We start from the raw sequence: 18,741 nt of genomic DNA, 5'->3' as shown, positions 1-18,741 counted from the left end.
GAGAAAAGTCCCATAAGTTCAGCGATATGAAGAGTTCTTCATATGCGGCTCCGGCACAGTGCCAGCAGGGGCGGCGCAACCGCGTTCAAGGGTAGTCGCCATCCCGGTATTGCGCTGCAACTTCGCGCAACACTTCGCATAGCCACTGTGCCGGAAGCGGCGACGGCAACGCCGCGTTGCTGCAGATGCCCACCGAGCCACCGGGCTCGCTGACGCCCAGGTCCAGTTCGTGAAGTTCGCCGCGGTCGAGGTCGACCCGCACCGCATCCCGGGGCGCCACCCAGACCGCGTCGCTGCCCTGCACATAGCGACGGCTGAGGGCCGGCGAAAGGGTTTCCAGGCGTTGCCGCGGCTGCTCGATGGCGCATTGCACGAACAGGCTGTCGGCATGCTTGCGGATGGTGGTGCCGGCCAGCGGCAGGACCAGCGGGTAGTCGCCGAGGCGAGCGCGCTCCAGGGGCTGACTGGCGAGCAACGGATGGCCCGGGCGCACCACCAGCGACATCGACTCGCTGTACAGGTGCTCGAACAGCAGGCCCTGGATCTGCGGACTGTCGGTCATGCGCCCGATCACCAGGTCCAGTTCGCCGACATGCAGTTGCGCCAGCAGGTGGGCGCTGGGGCCGGTGGCGACGCTGACCACCAGCGCCGCATGACGCTGGTGCAAGCGGCGGATGACTTCCGGCATCAGCAGGCTTTCCACGGTCGACAGCACGCCGACGCGCACCTGTGGCGGTGCGTGCTCCTCGCCGCGCAAGGTGCTCACCCCTTCGCGCAGGGCCTGCACGCAGGGGCCGGCGTAGCGCATGAAGCGCACACCTGCCGGGGTCAGTTCGACGCCCTGCTTGCCGCGTTCGAACAGGCGGGTCTGGAGCAGGTCTTCCAGTTCCTTGAGGGTCTTGGAAATCGCTGGCTGGGAGATGGCCACGGCGTCGGCGGCCTTGGCGAAACTGCCCTGGCGGGCAATTTCGAGAAAGCACAGCAGGTGGCGGAACTTGATGCGGGTGTCGAGATTCATGAGGAACAAGCTACAAGCTATAAGCTGCAAGAGGAAGTCTCGGCGCCGCCGACTGTTCTTTCTTGCAGCTTGTAGCTTGAGGCTTGCAGATGCCTCCTAGTTGCCGAGTTCGATTCGGCCTTCGTTCACCCGCACCGGCCACACCCGCAACACCTGACCCTCATCCTCAAGGCACTGCCCATCTCGCAACCGGAAATGCTGCTTGTACAAAGGCGCCGCCACCACCAGTTCACCCTGCACGCTGCCAATCAACCCCCGCCCGATCACGTTGGCCCCCGAGCGCGGGTCATGGTTGTCGACGGCGTATAACTCGGTCTGCGCCCCCGGCACATGGAACAGCGCCACCTGCGCCCCGTCATGCCAGACCACCACCCCGGAGCTCGCCACCAGGTCGGTTTCGGCACACACCGGCGTCCAGACGCACGGCGATTTCACAGCAGCATTCGACAGGCTCATCAGAGCACCTCCTCGGTCGTCGGGATCAAATGAAGTTCCGCCGCCGCGATCGGCCGGCGCTGCCCGCGTTCGCGGACGAAGTGCACGCCGGGGTCGCCACGCCGATCGTTGACGAAGGTGCGGAAGCGCTTGAGCTTTTCCGGATCCTTCAGGGCATTGGCCCATTCGCATTCGTAGCGGTCGACCACGTGCTGCATCTGCGCTTCCAGCTCGGCAGCGAGGCCCAGGCTGTCGTCGATGACCACCTGCTTGAGGTAGTCGAGCCCGCCCTCCAGGCCCTCGCGCCACACCGAGGTGCGCTGCAGCTTGTCGGCGGTGCGGATGTAGAACATCAGCACGCGGTCGATCAGGCGCACCAGGGTTTCGTCATCCAGGTCGGTGGCGAACAGCTCGGCGTGACGCGGACGCATGCCGCCGTTGCCGCAGACATACAGGTTCCAGCCCTTCTCGGTAGCGATCACGCCGATGTCCTTGCTCTGCGCCTCGGCGCACTCGCGGGTACAGCCAGACACAGCGAACTTGAGCTTGTGCGGCGAACGCAGGCCCTTGTAGCGGTCCTCCAGGAGCAGGGCCATCTTCACGCTGTCCTGCACGCCATAGCGGCACCAGGTACTGCCAACGCAGGACTTCACCGTGCGCGTCGACTTGCCGTAGGCATGCCCGGTCTCGAAGCCGGCGGCGATCAGCTCTTCCCAGATCAGCGGCAACTCGTGCAGTTGCGCGCCAAACAGGTCAATGCGCTGGCCACCGGTGATCTTGGTGTAAAGGTCGTATTTCTTCGCCACCTGGCCGATCACGATAAGCTTGTCCGGGGTGATCTCGCCGCCGGGAATCCGCGGCACCACCGAGTAGGTGCCGTTCTTCTGCATGTTGGCCATGAAGGTGTCGTTGGTGTCCTGCAGCGGCACCAGCGAAGGGTCCATGATCGGCTGGTTCCAGCACGAGGCAAGGATCGAGCCGACGGTAGGCTTGCAGATAGCGCAGCCGATATGCCCCTTGCCATGCCTGGCGAGCAACTCGGCGAAATCCCGAATGCCTTCGACCCGCACCAGCGCGTAGAGCTCCTGGCGGGTATAGGCGAAGTGCTCGCACAGACTCTTGTCGACGCTGACCCCGCGGGCGCTCAATTCATGCTCGAAGACCTGCTTGAGCAGTGCTGCGCAGCCGCCACAGCCGGTGGCTGCCTTGGTGCAGCTCTTCAACGCCGCCAGGTCGCCACAACCACCGTCGATGGCGGCGCACACCGCGCCCTTGCTGACGTTGTGACAGGAGCAGATGGTCGCGCTGTCCGGCAGGGCATCCGCGCCCAGGGCCGGAGCACCGCCGGTCTGCGGCAGGATCAACGCGGCCGGGTCGGCTGGCACGGCAATGCCGTTCTGCACGTATTGCAGCAGGGTGTCGTAGTAGCTGTTGTCGCCCACCAGCACCGCGCCGATCACCCGCTTGCCGCTGGCGTCGAGCACCAGCCGCCGGTAACTGCTGCCGCCCTCGTCGATGAAGCGATAACTGCGGGCGCCCGGGGTGGCGCCGTGAGCATCGCCGATGGAACCGACATCGACGCCGAGCAGCTTGAGCTTGGTCGACATGTCGGCACCGGTGAACGCCGTGGCCACCTGCCCCGCCAGCGCCGCAGCAAGGTTGCGCGCCATGGCGTAGCCGGGGGCGACCAGGCCGAACACGCTGCCGTTCCACGACGCGCATTCGCCGATGGCGTAGATATACGGATCACTGCTGCGGCAGTCACCATCGATCACAATCCCGCCACGAGGCGCCACCTCCAGGTCACAGGCGCGGGCCAGGGAGTCCTGCGGGCGAATGCCGGCGGAGAACACGATCAGGTCGGTTTCAAGGAACTCGCCGCCATCGAAATTCATCCGGTAGCGATAATCGTCACCGGCGACGATGGCCTGGGTCGCCCGCGCCACATGCACGCCGACACCCAGCGCCTCGATCCGCGCCCGAAGCGCGGCACCGCCCTCGCCGTCCAGTTGCACCGGCATCAAGCGCGGGGCGAACTCCACCACATGGGCTTCCAGGCCGAGGGACTTCAGGGCGTTGGCCGCCTCCAGGCCGAGCAGGCCACCGCCGACCACCACGCCGCGCCGGGCACTGGCTGCGGCGGCGCGGATTCCATCGAGGTCGTCGAGGGTACGATAGACCAGCCGGGCCGCGCCTTCGGAACCCTGGATCGGCGGCACGAAGGGATAGGAACCGGTGGCGAGGATCAGCCGGTCGTAGGCATAGCGACCCTTGGCAGTGACCACTTCGCGACGCTCGCGATCGAGTTCCAGCACCGCTTCGCCCAGATGCAGGGTCACCCCCGGCGTGGCATACAGGTCGGCGTCGCCCAGCGCGAGCGCCTCGGCATCGCTGCCACTGAAATACTCGGACAGGTGCACGCGGTCATAGGCGCGCTGGCGTTCCTCACCGAACACCCGCACCTCGAAACGGGCCAGGGCGCCGCGCTCGATCAGTTGCTCGACGCAGTGGTGACCGACCATGCCGTTGCCGACGATGACCAGCCTTTCTCGTTGTTCGATGGACGCGATGGCGTTCATGCCTGGATCCTCACGGTATGAAAAGCACAAAAAAAGGCGCCTGGAGCCGAAGCTCCAGGCGCCTTTGCCTGGTTCTGTATCGTTATGGTCCGTTGGGGTGATCGACGTTGACCACCTGGACGTTGTGCGGAGTTAAAAGCAGGTTGTGTGCCAGGTGCGGGATTAGCCTGGGATCAAGGGCCCCAGAGATTTTCAGTGGTTTTAATTGAACCAAGCTGGTGCAGAAGTCACAGGTTTGCAGCACGTTGATGCAGGGACCTCATCCGCAAGCTCAATACACATCCCGCAGATACCGCCTGTCCCGCCCCATCTGCGCGACATACTCGGCCGCCTCCGCAGCACTCATCCCGCCCTGTTCCGCCACCACGTCCTTAAGCGCCATATCGACATCCTTCGCCATCCGCCCCGCATCGCCGCAGACATAGAAGCAAGCCCCGTCCTGCAACCAGCGCCACAACTCTGCCCTATGCTCACGCATGCGCTGCTGCACATAGACCTTTTCCTCCTGGTCCCGCGAAAACGCCGTATCCAGCCGGGTCAGCAAACCGCTCTCGCACCACGCCAGCAACTCCTCGCGGTAGTAGAAATCACAGGCCTCCCGCTGCTCGCCGAAGAACAGCCAGTTGCGCCCGCTCGCCCCCCGCGCCTCGCGCTCCTGGAGGAAGCCACGGAACGGCGCGATCCCCGTCCCCGGTCCCACCATGATCACCGGCCGGCTATCGTCTTCCGGCACGTGGAAATGCGCCGACGGCTGGGGAAAGATCGCCACCTGCAACTCGCCAGCACGATCAGCGAGGAAGGTCGAGCACACCCCTTTGCGCTGGCCATAGCGCACCGTCGATAGCGTCAGGTGTACCTGGCGCGGATGCTGGCGCGGGCTGGAACTGATGGAGTACAGCCGCGGCTGCAGGGGCTTGAGCAGCTCCAGCCAATCCGCCAACGACAACGACAGCGGGAATTCGCAGAGCAGGTCCGCCAGTTGCCGTCCCCACAGGGCGTCCTTGTCCCTGGGAAACGCCGGATGCGCGGCGGCAAAGCGTTCCTGCCACTGCGGCGTGACCCGGCTGATCTCCAGGTATCCACCCAGCGCCTCGCGTAGCGTCATCGGCGCCAGGCCCTTGAGCGAGACCTCGGCATCGGCGTCCAACCCGCTGCACTCGAGGATTTCCTCTACCAGCGCCGGACAGTTGCGCGGCCATACGCCCAAGGCATCGCCGGCTTCGTAGGACAGCTCACTGTCACCCAGGTCGAAGACGATCTGCCGGGTTTCCTTGCTCGCCCCGGGCCCGTTGAGCAGGCGGTTTTCCAGCAGTCGCGCGGGCAATGGCGCCTGCCGGCTGAACGCAGCTTTCTCGATTTCGGCCACCGGCACCGATCCTTGCGCCAGCTTCGCCGTCAACGCCTGCAACCAGCCGGCGAAGGGTTCGTCGAAATCCGGCTCGCACTCGACCCGTTCCAGCAGACGTTGGCCACCCAGTTCGGCAAGGCGCTGGTCGAGCTTGCGACCGAAGCCGCAGAACTGATCGTAGCTGGAATCTCCCAGCGCCAGCACCGCGTAGGGCCGCTTCGCCCAGTCGCCGGGCTCGCCTTGCAATGCCTGCCAGAACGTCGCGCCGCAATCCGGTGCGTCACCATCGCCGAAGGTACTGGTGATCAGCAGCAGGCTTGCCGCCTCGCCAATCCGCGCAGGTTGAGCAGCTTCCATGCAGTCCAGTTGCACCGCCAGCCCGGCTTCGCGCAAATGCGCGGCGCAGCGTTCGGCCAGGGCCTCGCTGTTACCGGTCTGCGAGGCCCAGAGCACCCAGTGCAGCGGCGCGGCCGGCGCCTCGACGGGCACCGCCAAGGGCCCGCTCGTACTGCGGGAATACAGGCCCGCGAGCACACCGTCGATGAACAGTCGCCGCGAGGGGGCCAGCGGAGCGCTGGCCGGCAAGGTGGGCACACCGTCACGGTGGGCCGCGCCCAGACCGAGCAGGAACCCCTGCAGGTAATGGTGCTCGCCTTCGGCCAGGGCCAGTGCAGGCGTAGCACCCAGGCCAAGAACCTGGCGCAGGGTATCGATGGGCATCGAGCGGGACTCCTCGGGAATGGCGGGATCGAGTTGCAGGACATCGAGGCGTTCGCCGCCGACCCGGGTCAGGGCCACGGCGCAGTGCTTGAAGGCAGGTTGCAGCGACAGCGGATCGACCGCATCGCAGGTCACCGCGTTGATCGCCAGGTGCTCGCCATACAGGTCGTTCCAGTGGAACGGCGCAAAGCAGTTGCCGGGCATCATCCGCGTGGTGATCCGCGCCGGCAGCACGGCCTGCCCGCGCCGCGAACGCACCTCGACCTGGTCCTTCTCGGCAATGCCGAGAGCGGCGGCGTCATCCGGGTGGATTTCCAGGAAGGGACCGGGTTCGAGCTTGTTGAGACTGGCGACCTTGCCGGTCTTGGTCAGGGTGTGCCACTGGTGCTGGACGCGGCCGGTGTTGAGAACCAAGGGGTAGGCTTCGTCCGGAAGTTCTGCCGGCGGCAGCCAGGGACGGGCGAAGAAACGTGCCTTGCCGCTGGGGGTGGGAAAGACGATATCCCCGACATCTGCCCTGTGCGTCTGGCTCAAGCCGTCATTGAGATAGCGAAGCGGGCTGCGGATATCCTCACGCCCCGGCTCACAGGGCCATTGCCGTGGGCCGACGCGTAGATCTGCGTAGTTCAGGCCGCGCAAGTCGTAACCAGTGACCGGGTTCCAGGCCTGGCGGATTTCGTCGAAGACTTCCTCGGCATTGCTGTAGCTGAAACCTTGCGCATACCCCATGGCACAGGCGACACGGGCAATGATCTGCCAGTCGGGCAGGCTCTCGCCGGGCGCCTCCACCGCCTTGGCGGTCAGGGTCAGGTTGCGTTCGGAATTGATCATCACGCCTTCGGACTCGGCCCACAGCGCGGCGGGCAGGAGGATGTCGGCATAGCGGTTGGTTTCCGTGTCGAGGAAGGCATCCTGGCTGATCACCAGTTCGGCCGCGCGTAGCCCGTCGATCACCCGCTGGCGGTTGGCGACGCTGGCCACCGGGTTGCTGCAGATGATCCAGCAGGCCTTTACCTCGCCAGCCGCCATCCGCTCGAACAGGCCGATGGTGCCCTCGCCCGCCTCGGCCCGCAGGCTGTCGGGGGCGATGTCCCACAACCTCTCGACGAAGGCCCGGTCCGCCGCCACCAGCGCCGAGCGCTGCCCCGGCAGACCGGGCCCCATGTAGCCCATTTCCCGCCCGCCCATGGCATTGGGCTGACCAGTCAGCGAGAAGGGTCCGCTGCCCGGCCGGCAGATCGCCCCGGTGGCCAGGTGCAGGTTGCACAGCGCATTGGTGTGCCAGGTGCCATGGATGCTCTGGTTCAGGCCCATGGTCCAGCAGCTCATCCAGTCCTTTGCCCCTCCGATCCAGGCGGCGGCCTGGCGAATGGCGGCTTCGTCCAGCCCGGTGATGTCCGCCACCCGCGCCGGGGTGTAGTCGGCGAGAAAGGCCGGCATCTCGTCCCAGCCTTCGGTATGGCGCTCGATAAAGGCGTTGTCGGCATGGCCGTTTTCGTGAAGCAGGTGCAGCAGGCCATTGATCAGCGCCAGGTCGGTGCCGGGACGGATCTGCAGGAACAGGTCAGCCTTGTCCGCCGTGGCGCTGCGCCGCGGGTCGACCACGATCAGCCGGGCGCCGGCCTTGAGACGGTCGAGCAGGCGCAGGAAAAGGATCGGGTGACAGTCGGCCATGTTCGCGCCGATAACGAAGAACACCTCGGCCTGGTCGAAATCCTGATAGCTGCCCGGCGGCCCGTCGGCGCCCAGGGACAGCTTGTAGCCACTGCCGGCGCTGGCCATGCACAGGCGCGAGTTGGACTCGATATGGCGGCTGCGGATGTAGCCCTTCACCAGCTTGTTGGCCAGGTACTGGGCTTCCAGCGACATCTGCCCGGACACATACAGCGCCACGGCGTCCGCGCCATGCTTGTCGATGATGTCGCACAAACGCCGGGCAGTTTGTTCGATGGCCACATCCATGCCCAAACGCACCGGATCGCGCTGGCGCTGGTCGCGCAGCCAGGCGTGCCCCATGCGTCCGGACTCGCTCAGCGGCTGGTGACAACTCAGGCCCTTGGTGCACAGCCGGCCGAAATTGCTCGGGTGCTGCTTGTCACCACTGATTTTGATGACCTTGCCGTCCACCACGCTCATGACGATGCCGCAACCGACACCGCAATACGGACAGACACTGCGCACCGTCGTGCTGGCCATGACCCTGACTCCCTCGCAAAAACAAAAAGGCGCCTGCCGCTCCGGCCTGAATGAACAGGGGAGCGACACGGCGCCTTTGTCGTGAATGGGGCAATCGACGTTGATTGCCTGATGGGCAGGGCAAAGCAAGGGACGCGCCAGAACGGCCGCAAGCCCGGATTCAGGGAGCAGGAGGAGATCAAGGGAGGCGATCGATGCACCGCCGTGGTGAGTCACGCACCAACGCAGCGCGGGGAAGAAATCGCAGGCATAAAAAAAGCGACCCGAAGGTCGCTTTTCTGTTGCTTCCGGGTGTTCAGTGGGCCCTGGAAGCGAATATGGCGCAGCGGACGGGACTCGAACCCGCGACCCCCGGCGTGACAGGCCGGTATTCTAACCGACTGAACTACCGCTGCGCGTAACACTGAGATTTGGTGGGTGATGACGGGATCGAACCGCCGACCCTCTGCTTGTAAGGCAGATGCTCTCCCGGCTGAGCTAATCACCCATCGTCTCGGTGTGGCGCGCATTCTACGGAGCACCCCAAGGTCTGTAAAGCACTTTTTGAAAAAAAATTTTCAGGCGTTCCAACGACTTAGCGGGGTTGGCCTGGAAGCGTCGCTCGGAGAATAATGCCCCCCTTATGTAATGAGGAGAGATTCGCCCCATGTGGTTCAAAAACCTGCTGAGCTATCGCCTGACCCAGGACATCCCGTTCGACGCCGAGGCGCTGGAAGCGGCCCTCGCCAGCAAGCCAGCCCGCCCATGCGCCAGCCAGGAGTTGACCACCTATGGCTTCGTCGCGCCGTTCGGCAAGGGCGAGGACGCGCCGCTGGTGCACGTCAGTGGTGACTTCCTGCTGATCGCCGCGCGCAAGGAAGAGCGTATCCTGCCAGGCAGCGTCGTGCGCGATGCGGTCAAGGAGAAGGTCGAGGAGATCGAGGCCGAGCAGATGCGCAAGGTCTATAAAAAGGAACGCGACCAGATCAAGGACGAGATCGTCCAGGCCTTCCTGCCCCGCGCCTTCATTCGCCGGGCGATGATCTTCGCCGCCATCGCGCCTAAGCTGGGCCTGATCCTGGTCAACTCGGCCAGCGCCAAGCGTGCCGAAGACCTGCTGTCGACCCTGCGTGAAGTGATGGGCTCGCTGCCGGTGCGTCCGGTGACGGTGAAAATCGCGCCAAGCGCGACCATGACCGACTGGGTGAAGAACCAGCAGGCCGCGCCGGACTTCCATGTACTGGACGAGTGTGAACTGCGCGACACCCACGAAGACGGTGGCATCGTCCGCTGCAAGCGCCAGGACCTGACCAGCGACGAAATCCAGATGCACCTGGGCACCGGCAAGCAGGTCACCCAGCTGTCCCTGGCCTGGCAGGACAAGTTGTCCTTCGTGCTGGACGACAAGACGGTGATCAAGCGCCTGAAGTTCGAAGAACTGCTGCAGGACCAGGCCGAGGAAGACGGCGGTGACGAGGCGCTGGGTCAGCTGGATGCCAGCTTCACCCTGATGATGCTGACCTTCACCGAGTTCCTGCCGGCGCTGTTCGAGGCGCTGGGCGGGGAAGAGATTCCGCAGGGGATCTGACGAGCACCGCCAACCCTGTGGGAGTGGGTTCACCCGCGATTGCGGTAGTGAGCCCACCATAGCAATCGCGGGTAAACCCGCTCCCACAGGGTGCGCGTCGGTCCGGGAAATTTGATCCGGGCATCAAAGATGTGCACTATAGTGCGCACTGCGAGGACGACCTCGCGACGCACCGCGTGAACATCCGGGGACGGCCCCATCACTTGATGGAGTACCCGCCATGTCCTGGATCATCCTGTTCTTCGCCGGCCTCTTCGAAGTCGGCTGGGCCGTCGGTCTGAAATACACCGACGGCTTCACCCGCCCCCTGCCCACCGTCCTCACCGTCGCCGCCATGGCCATCAGCCTCGGCCTGCTCGGCCTGGCCATGAAGGAACTGCCGCTGGGCACCGCTTACGCCATCTGGACTGGCGTCGGCGCCGTCGGCACGGTGATCGCCGGGATCATCCTGTTCGGTGAATCCATGGCTTTGGTGCGCCTGGTCAGCGTTGCGCTGATCATCACCGGCCTGGTGGGCCTGAAGGTCAGCGCAAGCTGACCTTCTTTATTTACCGTACCTCCCCGCGCAGCTCCCCTACCCGCTCGCGCAACAGCGCCGGCTCCGCCTGTTCCCCCGGAATCGCGGTGCCGGCCACCAGGGTCACCCGCGACCAGAAGCGGCGGAAAAAGCCCTTGGCCGGGTCCCGGCTGAAGAAACTCCCCCACAACCCCTGCAACGCCAACGGAATCACCGGCACCGGCGTGCGTTCGAGGATCAGCCGCACGCCGCCCTTGAACTCGTCGATCTCGCCATCCAGAGTCAGCTTGCCTTCGGGGAAGATGCACACCAGCTCGCCCTCCTCCAGGTACTCGGCAATCCGCTCGAAGGCACGGTCGTAAGTGGCCCGGTCCTCGTTGCGCCCGGCGATGGGAATCGCCCCGGCGGTGCGGAACACGAAGTTCAGCACGGGCAGGTTGTAGATCTTGTAGTACATGACGAAACGCATTGGCCGGCGCACTGCCCCGGCGATCAACAGGGCATCGACGAACGACACGTGGTTGCACACCAGCAGCGCCGCACCTTCGTCGGGTATCCGTTCCAGGTCGCGATGCTTGACCCGGTACATGGAGTGGCTCAGCAGCCAGATCATGAAACGCATGCTGAACTCGGGAACGATCTTGAAGATATAGGCGTTGACCGCGATGTTGAGCAGCGAAACCACCAGGAACAGCTGCGGGATTTCCAGCCCGGCCACACCGAGCAGGAGCATGGTGACGATGGCCGAGACCACCATGAACAGCGCGTTGAGGATGTTGTTCGCGGCAATCACCCGGGCCCGCTGGTCTTCCGGCGTGCGCGCCTGGATCAACGCATACAGCGGCACGATATAGAAGCCGCCGAACACGCCAAGGCCAACGATCGACAGCAGAATCCACCAGGCCTTGGCCATGCCCAGCAGGGCCAACCAGTCGTAAGGCGCGGCCGCCGCCGGGATATCCCCGGAGTGCCACCACCAGAGCAGGCCGAACAGGGTCAGGCCGAAGGAGCCGAACGGCACCAGGCCGATTTCCACCTTGCGCCCGCTGAGGCGTTCACACAGCAGCGAGCCGAGGGCGATGCCCACCGAGAACAGGGTGAGGATCAGGGTCACTACGGTTTCGTCGCCGTGCATCCAGACCTGGGCGTAGGCCGGGATCTGGGTCAGGTAGATGGCGCCGACGAACCAGAACCACGAGTTGCCGACGATCGAGCGGGATACCGCCGGGGTCTGGCCCAGGCCCATGCGCAGGGTGGCAGCGGTCTGGGCGAAGATGTTCCATTGCAGCTTGAGTTCCGGCGACGCGGCGGCGGCGCGGGGGATGAAGCGACTGGCGAGATAGCCCAGGGCTGCGGTGAGGACGATGCCGCAGGCGACGACTGGCGCATAGGAGGCCGAGGACATCATCACCCCGGCGGCGATGGTCCCGGCGAGGATCGCCAGGAAGGTGCCCATCTCCACCAGGCCATTGCCGCCCACCAGTTCTTCCTCGTGCAGGGCCTGGGGCAGGATCGAGTACTTGACCGGGCCGAACAGCGCCGAGTGGGTACCCATGGCGAACAGCGCCAGGAGCATCAGCCACAGCTGGTTATAGAGGAAGCCGACGGCGCCGATGGCCATGATCGCCACCTCGGCCAGCTTGATGGTGCGGATCAGCGCATCCTTGGCGTACTTCTCGCCGAACTGCCCGGCCAGGGCCGAGAACAGGAAGAACGGCAGGATGAACAGCAAGGCACAGAGGTTGACCAGCATCGAACCATCGCCGCCGATGCTCAGCTTGTAGAGGATGGCGAGGATCAGCGATTGCTTGTACAGGTTGTCGTTGAAGGCACCCAGGGACTGGGTGATGAAGAAGGGCAGGAAGCGGCGCTTCCTGAGCAAGGTGAACTGCGAGGTGTGGCTCATCGTCCGTGTACCTGGTCGGGCTTTGTGATTTGAGGCGCCGAGGGCGGGAAAAGCCACACTTTGCCGGATAACCTTTCCCTGCGGCCAGCCCTATGGCCCTATCGCTGGCAAGCCTGTTTGATGCAGGGAGAAACAAATAGCTCCCCCCGCCAGGCACCGCAAAGGGTCCGACACCCCACCATCACCCACAACCCCACCAGCGCCAGCACCAGTAGTGCCCCCATGCCCTGGAAGAACCCCAGCCCCAACCAGCTCGCCAGCTTCAGCGTGGCCAGGGCATACACCCCCAGCGGAAAGGTGAAGCCCCACCACCCAAGGTTGAACGGCATGCCCTGGTGCATGTGCTTCAAGGTAATCAGCACCGCCGTCAGCAACCACCAGAATCCGCAGCCCCACAACACGATCCCGGCGATCAGGCCAATCCCCCGGGCGATCTCGCCAAACCCGGCCAGGCCATTGGCGGCGAAGATCGCCGGGGCATCACCGCCCAGCAGCAACATGCCCAGCGCCCCGGTGCCGATCGGCCCCAGCGCCAGCCAACTCGACGCCGCCATGTGCGCCGGCGGCAGCTTGTGCAGGGCCATGCGCAGGATCAGGATGGTCAGGATACTGAACGCCACCGGCAACGACACCGCCCACAGCACATAGCTGGTGACCAGCACCTGGAACTGCCGCAGGGTGTCGGTGAGGTGCGGCGCCAGCAGGCCACCGCTGGCCGCAGCCACTTCCGCCGCCACCACCGGCAGCAACCAGACCGCGGTCATCTGGTCGATGCTGTGTTCCTGGCGGGTGAACATCAGGAACGGAATGGCCACGCCGCACAGCAGCGCCATCGCCACATCGATCCACCACAGCGCTTCCACCCAGGGCAGCAGGCCATCACCGAAGCGCGCCAGGCCGAATACCAGCGCGCCGTTGAGCAGCGTGGCCAGGCCCATGGGAATGGTGCCGAAAAACATCGAGACGGTGGAATGCCCGAAGATCCGCCGCGCTTCATGGAAGAACAGCACCCAGCGCGCACCGTAGAGCACGCTGAACAGCACGAACAGGCCGATCGCCAGCCACCACAGCGCCTCGGCGACGCCGTGCAGGCCGGGGAACGCCTGGGGCAAGGCCAGCGCCAGCACCCCGGTGCCCATGACCACGGCAAACCAGTTCGGGGTGAACTGGCGGATCACTTCACGGGGGTGCGCCAGCTGGTTGAAGGGGCGCAAGGGATGGGTGGCGGTCTGGCAAGGCATGGTGGTTGTCTCCTGTCCTCTCATGAGGTGAATCCACCCTACAACCAAAAGGAATATCCATATAACGGTTATTTTCTCTATCTGTTATCGATTCAGCAGATATAACCCTGCGACGCCCTGCCGCTGCGACCTTGGTCGGCGCTGACGAAGCCTCAGGGACGTGCCAGACTGACTGATCGTGGTGGTAAACAGTTATTTGCGTCGGAGTCATCATGTCGTTGTCCAGCGGGCTGATCGCGGTGGTCGCCCTGGCCTATATGGCCATCATGTTCGCCATTGCCTTCTACGGCGACCGCCGCGGCACGCCCCTGCCACCGCGCCTGCGGGCCTGGGTATACAGCCTGTCTTTGGCGGTGTACTGCACCAGCTGGACCTTCTTCGGCGCCGTCGGCCAGGCCGCCGAGCAGCTCTGGGCGTTCCTGCCGATCTACCTGGGCCCCGTGCTGCTGATGATGTTCGCGCCCTGGGTGCTGCAGAAGATGGTGCTGATCAGCAAGCAGGAGAACATCACCTCCATCGCCGACTTCATCGCCGCGCGCTATGGCAAATCACAGACCCTGGCGGTGGTGGTGGCGCTGATCTGCCTGGTGGGCGTGCTGCCCTATATCGCCCTGCAACTGAAAGGCATCGTCCTCGGCGTCAACCTGCTGATCGGCGCCAATGCCGACGCCACAGGCAGCCGCGTGCAGGACACCGCGCTGGTGGTGTCGCTGGTGCTGGCGCTGTTCTCCATCGTTTTCGGCACCCGTAGCCTGGACGTGACGGAACACCACCGCGGCATGGTCCTGGCCATCGCCTTCGAAGCCATCGTCAAGCTCGCGGCCTTCCTCGCCGTCGGCGCCTTCGTGGTGTTCAACCTGTACGACGGCTTCGACGACCTGCTCAGCCAGGCCCGTGCCGCGCCGGCATTGGACAGCTACTGGCAAGAGACCATCAACTGGCCGTCCATGGTGGTGCAGACCGGGGTGGCGATGATGGCGATCATCTGCCTGCCGCGGCAGTTCCAGGTCACCGTGGTGGAGAACATCGAACCTCAGGACATGCGCCTGGCGCGCTGGGTCTTCCCGCTGTACCTGGTGCTCGCCGCGCTGTTCGTGGTGCCGATCGCCCTGGCCGGGCAGATGCTCCTGCCCGACGCGGTGATCTCCGACTCCTTCGTCATCAGCCTGCCCCTGGCCGAGGCCCATCCGAGCCTGGCCCTGCTGGCCTTCATCGGCGGCGCCTCGGCGGCCACCGGCATGGTCATCGTCGAGGCGGTGGCGCTGTCGACCATGGTCTCTAACGACATGCTGCTGCCCTGGCTGCTGCGCCGCAACAACGCCGAGCGCCCCTTCGAAGCCTTCCGCCACTGGATGCTCACGGTGCGCCGGGTGACCATCGTGGTCATCCTCCTGCTGGCCTACGTCAGCTACCGCTTGCTGGGCTCCACCGCCAGCCTGGCGACCATCGGCCAGATCGCCTTCGCCGCTGTGACTCAGCTGACCCCGGCCATGCTCGGCGCGCTGTACTGGAAACAAGCCAACCGCCGCGGCGTTTTCGCCGGCCTCGCCACCGGCACCTTCCTCTGGTTCTACACCCTGGTCCTGCCAATCGCCGCCCACAGCCTGGGCTGGCCACTGACCGTGTTCCCCGGCCTGGACTGGCTGCACGGCAATCCGCTGGGACTGCCGATCACCCCACTGACCCAGGGCGTGGTGTTGTCCCTGGCGGGCAACTTCATTGTCTTCGCCTGGGTCTCGATCCTCTCTCGCACCCGGGTCACCGAACACTGGCAGGCCGGGCGCTTCATTGGCCAGCAGAGCAGCGCGCGGCCGAGCAACCGCTCGCTGCTGGCGGTGCAGATCGATGACCTGCTGCACCTCGCCGCGCGCTTCGTCGGCGAGGAGCGCGCACGGCAGAGCTTCATCCGCTTCGCCTATCGCCAGGGCAAGGGCTTCAACCCCAACCAGAACGCCGACGGCGAATGGATCGAACACACCGAGCGCCTGCTCGCCGGCGTGCTCGGCACCTCGTCGACCCGGGCGGTGGTCAAGGCGGCCATCGAAGGCCGCGACATGCAGCTGGAAGACGTGGTGCGCATCGCCGACGAAGCCTCCGAGGTGCTGCAGTTCAACCGCGCCCTGCTGCAAGGGGCGATCGAGAACATCAGCCAGGGCATCAGCGTAGTCGATCAGTCGCTGCGCCTGGTGGCCTGGAACCGGCGCTACCTGGAACTGTTCAACTACCCGGACGGACTGATCAGCGTCGGCCGGCCGATCGCCGACATCATCCGCTACAACGCCGAGCGCGGCCTGTGCGGCCCCGGCGAGGCTCAGGTCCATGTGGCGCGGCGCCTGCACTGGATGCGCCAGGGCCGCGCGCACACGTCCGAGCGCCTGTTCCCCAACGGCCGGGTAATCGAGCTGATCGGCAACCCGATGCCCGGCGGCGGTTTCGTCATGAGCTTCACTGACATCACCCCGTTCCGCGAGGCCGAGAAGGTGCTCAAGGACTCCAACGAAAGCCTCGAACAACGGGTTGCCGAGCGCACCCGCGAGCTGTCGCAACTGAACCTGGCGCTGACCGAGGCGAAGAGCCATGCCGAGGCCGCGAACAAGTCCAAGACCCGCTTCCTGGCGGCCGTCAGCCATGACCTGATGCAGCCACTGAACGCCGCACGGCTGTTCTCTGCGGCGCTGTCGCACCAGGCCGAGGGTCTCTCGCAGGAGGCCCAGCAACTGGTACAGCACATGGACAGTTCGCTGCGCTCGGCGGAAGAGCTGATCAGCGACCTGCTGGACATCTCGCGCCTGGAGAACGGCAAGATCACACCGGACGCCAAGCCCTTTGCCCTCAACGAACTGTTCGACACCCTTGGCGCCGAGTTCACCGTACTGGCTCGCGAGCACGGCCTGGACTTCCGCGTCCGCGGCAGCCGCCTGCGAGTGCACAGCGACATGAAGCTGCTGCGGCGGATCCTGCAAAACTTCCTGACCAATGCCTTCCGCTACGGCAAGAGCCCGATCCTGCTCGGCGTACGGCGCGACCACGGCAACCTGTGGCTGGAAGTCTGGGACCGCGGGCCGGGCATCGCCGACGACAAGCTGCAGGTGATCTTCGAGGAATTCAAACGCCTCGACAGCCACCAGACCCGCGCCGAGAAAGGCCTGGGCCTGGGCCTGGCGATCGCTGACGGCCTGTGCAAGGTGCTCGGCCATCCGCTGGAAGTGCGTTCGTGGACCGGCAAGGGCAGCGTGTTCCGGGTCAGCGTGCCGCTGGCCAGTGCCCTCGCGCCGGAGCCGGTGAAGTCCCCGGAACAGGCAAGCCAGCCACTGGCCGGCTTGCAGGTACTGTGCGTGGACAATGAGGACAGCATCCTGATCGGCATGAACAGCCTGCTCAGTCGCTGGGGCTGCCAGGTATGGACTGCGCGTAACCGCGAGGAATGCGCGGCGCTGCTGGAAAAAGGCCTGCGCCCGCACCTGGCGCTGGTGGACTATCACCTCGACGACGGCGAGATCGGTACCGAGCTGATGGCCTGGCTACGCACCCGCCTCGGCGAGCCGGTGCCAGGGGTAGTGATCAGCGCCGACGGACATGGCGAGACCATGGCCAAGGTGCATGCCGCCGGTCTCGACTACCTGAGCAAGCCGGTCAAGCCAGCGGCTCTGCGCGCCCTGCTCAATCGGCATCTGAGTCTGGTGCAATAAGGCCATCGTTAACCGGGCTACCGCCGCCGGCAGCCATGGCCTTTTCCAGCAGGTCGCCGGGCAGGCTCTTGCTGGCGCGGGCACCCAGCAGCTTGAGCTGCTCGCTGCGGCTGATCAGGTTGCCGCGCCCTTCGCAGAGCTTGTTGCGCGCCGCCGAGTAGGCCTTGTCCACCTGCTGCAGGCGGTTGCCCAGCTCGTCCAGGTCCTGGATGAACAGCACGAACTTGTCGTACAGCCAACCGGCACGCTCTGCGATTTCCCGGGCGTTCTGGCTCTGCCGCTCCTGCTTCCACAGGCTGTCGATGACCCGCAGGGTGGCCAGCAGGGTGGTCGGACTGACGATCACGATCTGCCGGTCGAAAGCTTCCTGGAACAGGTTCGGCTCGGCCTGCAGCGCTGCCGAGAAGGCCGCCTCGATAGGCACGAAGAGCAGGACGAAATCCAGGCTGGTGAGGCCGTCGAGGCGGTTGTAGTCCTTGCTCGACAGGCCCTTCACGTGGCTGCGCAGGGAATGCACGTGCTGCTTCAGCGCGGCCTGGGCGACATCCTCCTCACTGGCGCCGATGAACTGCTGGTAAGCGGTCAGGCTGACCTTGGAATCCACCACCACCTGCTTGTCACCCGGCAACATGATGAGCACGTCGGGCTGGAAGCGCTCGCCATCGGCGCTCTTCAGGCTGACCTGGGTCTGGTACTCGCGACCCTTTTCCAGGCCGGCGTGCTCCAGGACTTTCTCCAGGATGAGTTCGCCCCAGTTGCCCTGGGTCTTCTGGCCCTTGAGCGCCTGGGTCAGGTTGGTCGCTTCGTCGCTGAGGCGCAGGTTGAGCTGCTGCAGGCGCTCCAGCTCCTTGCCCAGGGAGAAACGCTCGCGCGATTCCTGCTGGTAGCTTTCTTCCACGCGTTTTTCGAACGCCTGGATACGTTCCTTGAGGGGATCGAGAAGCTGGCCGAGATGCTGCTGGCTAGTCTGGGCGAAGCGCTGCTCGCGTTCGTCGAAGATCTTCGTGGCCATTTCGGCGAACTGGGCGCGCAGCTCATCACGAGAGCCCTGCAGGTCAGCGAGGCGCTGGGCGTGGCTGTCCTGCTGCTCGCGCAGTTCGGCGTCGAGGGCGGCGCAACGGGCATCGAGGCGGCGCAGTTCGGCTTCGCGGGCGCTGCGTTCGAGGCTCCAGGCGTGGGCCGCATCGCGGGCGTTGTCGCGGTCGATCTGCAGCAGATCCAGCTCGCGGGCCTGGGCGGCGAGACTGGCCTGCTTGGCGCTGTTGGCCTGGCTCAGGTCGCTGATTTCGTCACGACTGGCGTCCAGTTGCGCCTGCAGTCCCTCCTGGGCCAGCAAGGCGCCGCTCAGGCGCTCTTGCTGCAAGACCAGTTGCGCCTGGCGCTCGCTATGCTGGCGCTGCCAGCGCACCAGCACCACCGTCGCCGGCACGGCCGCGAGCAACATACCCAGCACCAGGCTGGTCAGATCCATTGCAACCATCGAAAGCATGCTCACCCCCGGAAAAAATCCCGCTGAGCTTACCAG

At 65.2% G+C, this 18,741-nt stretch carries 10 protein-coding genes and 2 tRNA genes; 3 read left to right on the top strand and 9 right to left on the bottom strand.

Going from position 1 to position 18,741, the window contains the following annotated elements; translation table 11 throughout:
• Positions 1 to 85: 85 nt before the first annotated feature.
• The 6 genes from pcaQ to AC5QPF_RS08110 form a co-directional block, all read right to left on the bottom strand.
• A complete protein-coding gene (gene pcaQ, locus AC5QPF_RS08135; protein ID WP_494962744.1) occupies positions 86 to 1,018 on the bottom strand; it encodes a pca operon transcription factor PcaQ in 933 nt (310 codons plus the stop codon).
• 96 nt (positions 1,019 to 1,114) lie between these two features.
• Positions 1,115 to 1,474 (bottom strand): nitrite reductase small subunit NirD, encoded by a 360-nt coding sequence (gene nirD, locus AC5QPF_RS08130; protein WP_494962743.1) that lies wholly within the window; start codon positions 1,472 to 1,474, stop codon positions 1,115 to 1,117.
• Complete coding sequence (nirB, locus tag AC5QPF_RS08125) at positions 1,474 to 4,032, bottom strand: nitrite reductase large subunit NirB (RefSeq protein WP_494962742.1); 2,559 nt, start codon at positions 4,030 to 4,032, stop codon at positions 1,474 to 1,476. Before nirB ends, nirD begins: the two co-directional genes overlap by 1 nt.
• Before the next feature lie 271 nt (positions 4,033 to 4,303).
• On the bottom strand, positions 4,304 to 8,296 hold the full coding sequence (locus AC5QPF_RS08120; RefSeq protein WP_494962741.1) for a molybdopterin-dependent oxidoreductase: 3,993 nt from the start codon (positions 8,294 to 8,296) through the stop codon (positions 4,304 to 4,306).
• Between the two features lie 318 nt (positions 8,297 to 8,614).
• A tRNA-Asp gene (locus AC5QPF_RS08115) sits at positions 8,615 to 8,691 on the bottom strand.
• Between the two features lie 16 nt (positions 8,692 to 8,707).
• A tRNA-Val gene (locus tag AC5QPF_RS08110) sits at positions 8,708 to 8,783 on the bottom strand.
• Between the two features lie 159 nt (positions 8,784 to 8,942).
• Here AC5QPF_RS08110 and rdgC point away from each other — a divergent pair.
• Positions 8,943 to 9,863, top strand: a complete 921-nt coding sequence (rdgC, locus tag AC5QPF_RS08105; RefSeq protein WP_494962740.1) for a recombination-associated protein RdgC — start codon at positions 8,943 to 8,945, stop codon at positions 9,861 to 9,863.
• A 220-nt stretch (positions 9,864 to 10,083) separates the two neighbouring features.
• A complete protein-coding gene (gene sugE / locus AC5QPF_RS08100; protein WP_494962739.1) occupies positions 10,084 to 10,401 on the top strand; it encodes a quaternary ammonium compound efflux SMR transporter SugE in 318 nt (105 codons plus the stop codon).
• Between the two features lie 10 nt (positions 10,402 to 10,411).
• Here sugE and AC5QPF_RS08095 read toward each other — a convergent pair whose 3' ends face one another.
• Both AC5QPF_RS08095 and AC5QPF_RS08090 read right to left on the bottom strand, forming a co-directional pair.
• The gene (locus AC5QPF_RS08095) at positions 10,412 to 12,286 is read right to left on the bottom strand and encodes an MFS transporter (RefSeq protein ID WP_494962738.1); all 1,875 of its coding nucleotides are present in this window, start codon (positions 12,284 to 12,286) and stop codon (positions 10,412 to 10,414) included.
• Positions 12,287 to 12,384: 98 nt separating this feature from the next.
• A complete protein-coding gene (locus AC5QPF_RS08090; protein WP_494962737.1) occupies positions 12,385 to 13,527 on the bottom strand; it encodes an SLAC1 family transporter in 1,143 nt (380 codons plus the stop codon).
• A gap of 212 nt (positions 13,528 to 13,739) precedes the next feature.
• Here AC5QPF_RS08090 and AC5QPF_RS08085 point away from each other — a divergent pair, with 212 nt between their 5' ends.
• The gene (locus AC5QPF_RS08085) at positions 13,740 to 17,216 is read left to right on the top strand and encodes a NahK/ErcS family hybrid sensor histidine kinase/response regulator (protein WP_494962736.1); all 3,477 of its coding nucleotides are present in this window, start codon (positions 13,740 to 13,742) and stop codon (positions 17,214 to 17,216) included.
• Here AC5QPF_RS08085 and AC5QPF_RS08080 read toward each other — a convergent pair.
• Entirely contained in the window at positions 17,188 to 18,579 is a 1,392-nt protein-coding gene (locus AC5QPF_RS08080) for a DNA recombination protein RmuC (RefSeq protein WP_494964142.1), read from the bottom strand. The genes AC5QPF_RS08085 and AC5QPF_RS08080 overlap by 29 nt on opposite strands.
• Positions 18,580 to 18,741 lie beyond the last annotated feature (162 nt).

Source organism: Pseudomonas sp. Con_6 (assembly GCF_059379395.1).
The sequence above is the reverse complement of the archived record's forward strand: the minus strand, read 5'-3'. Positions and strand labels throughout refer to the sequence as shown.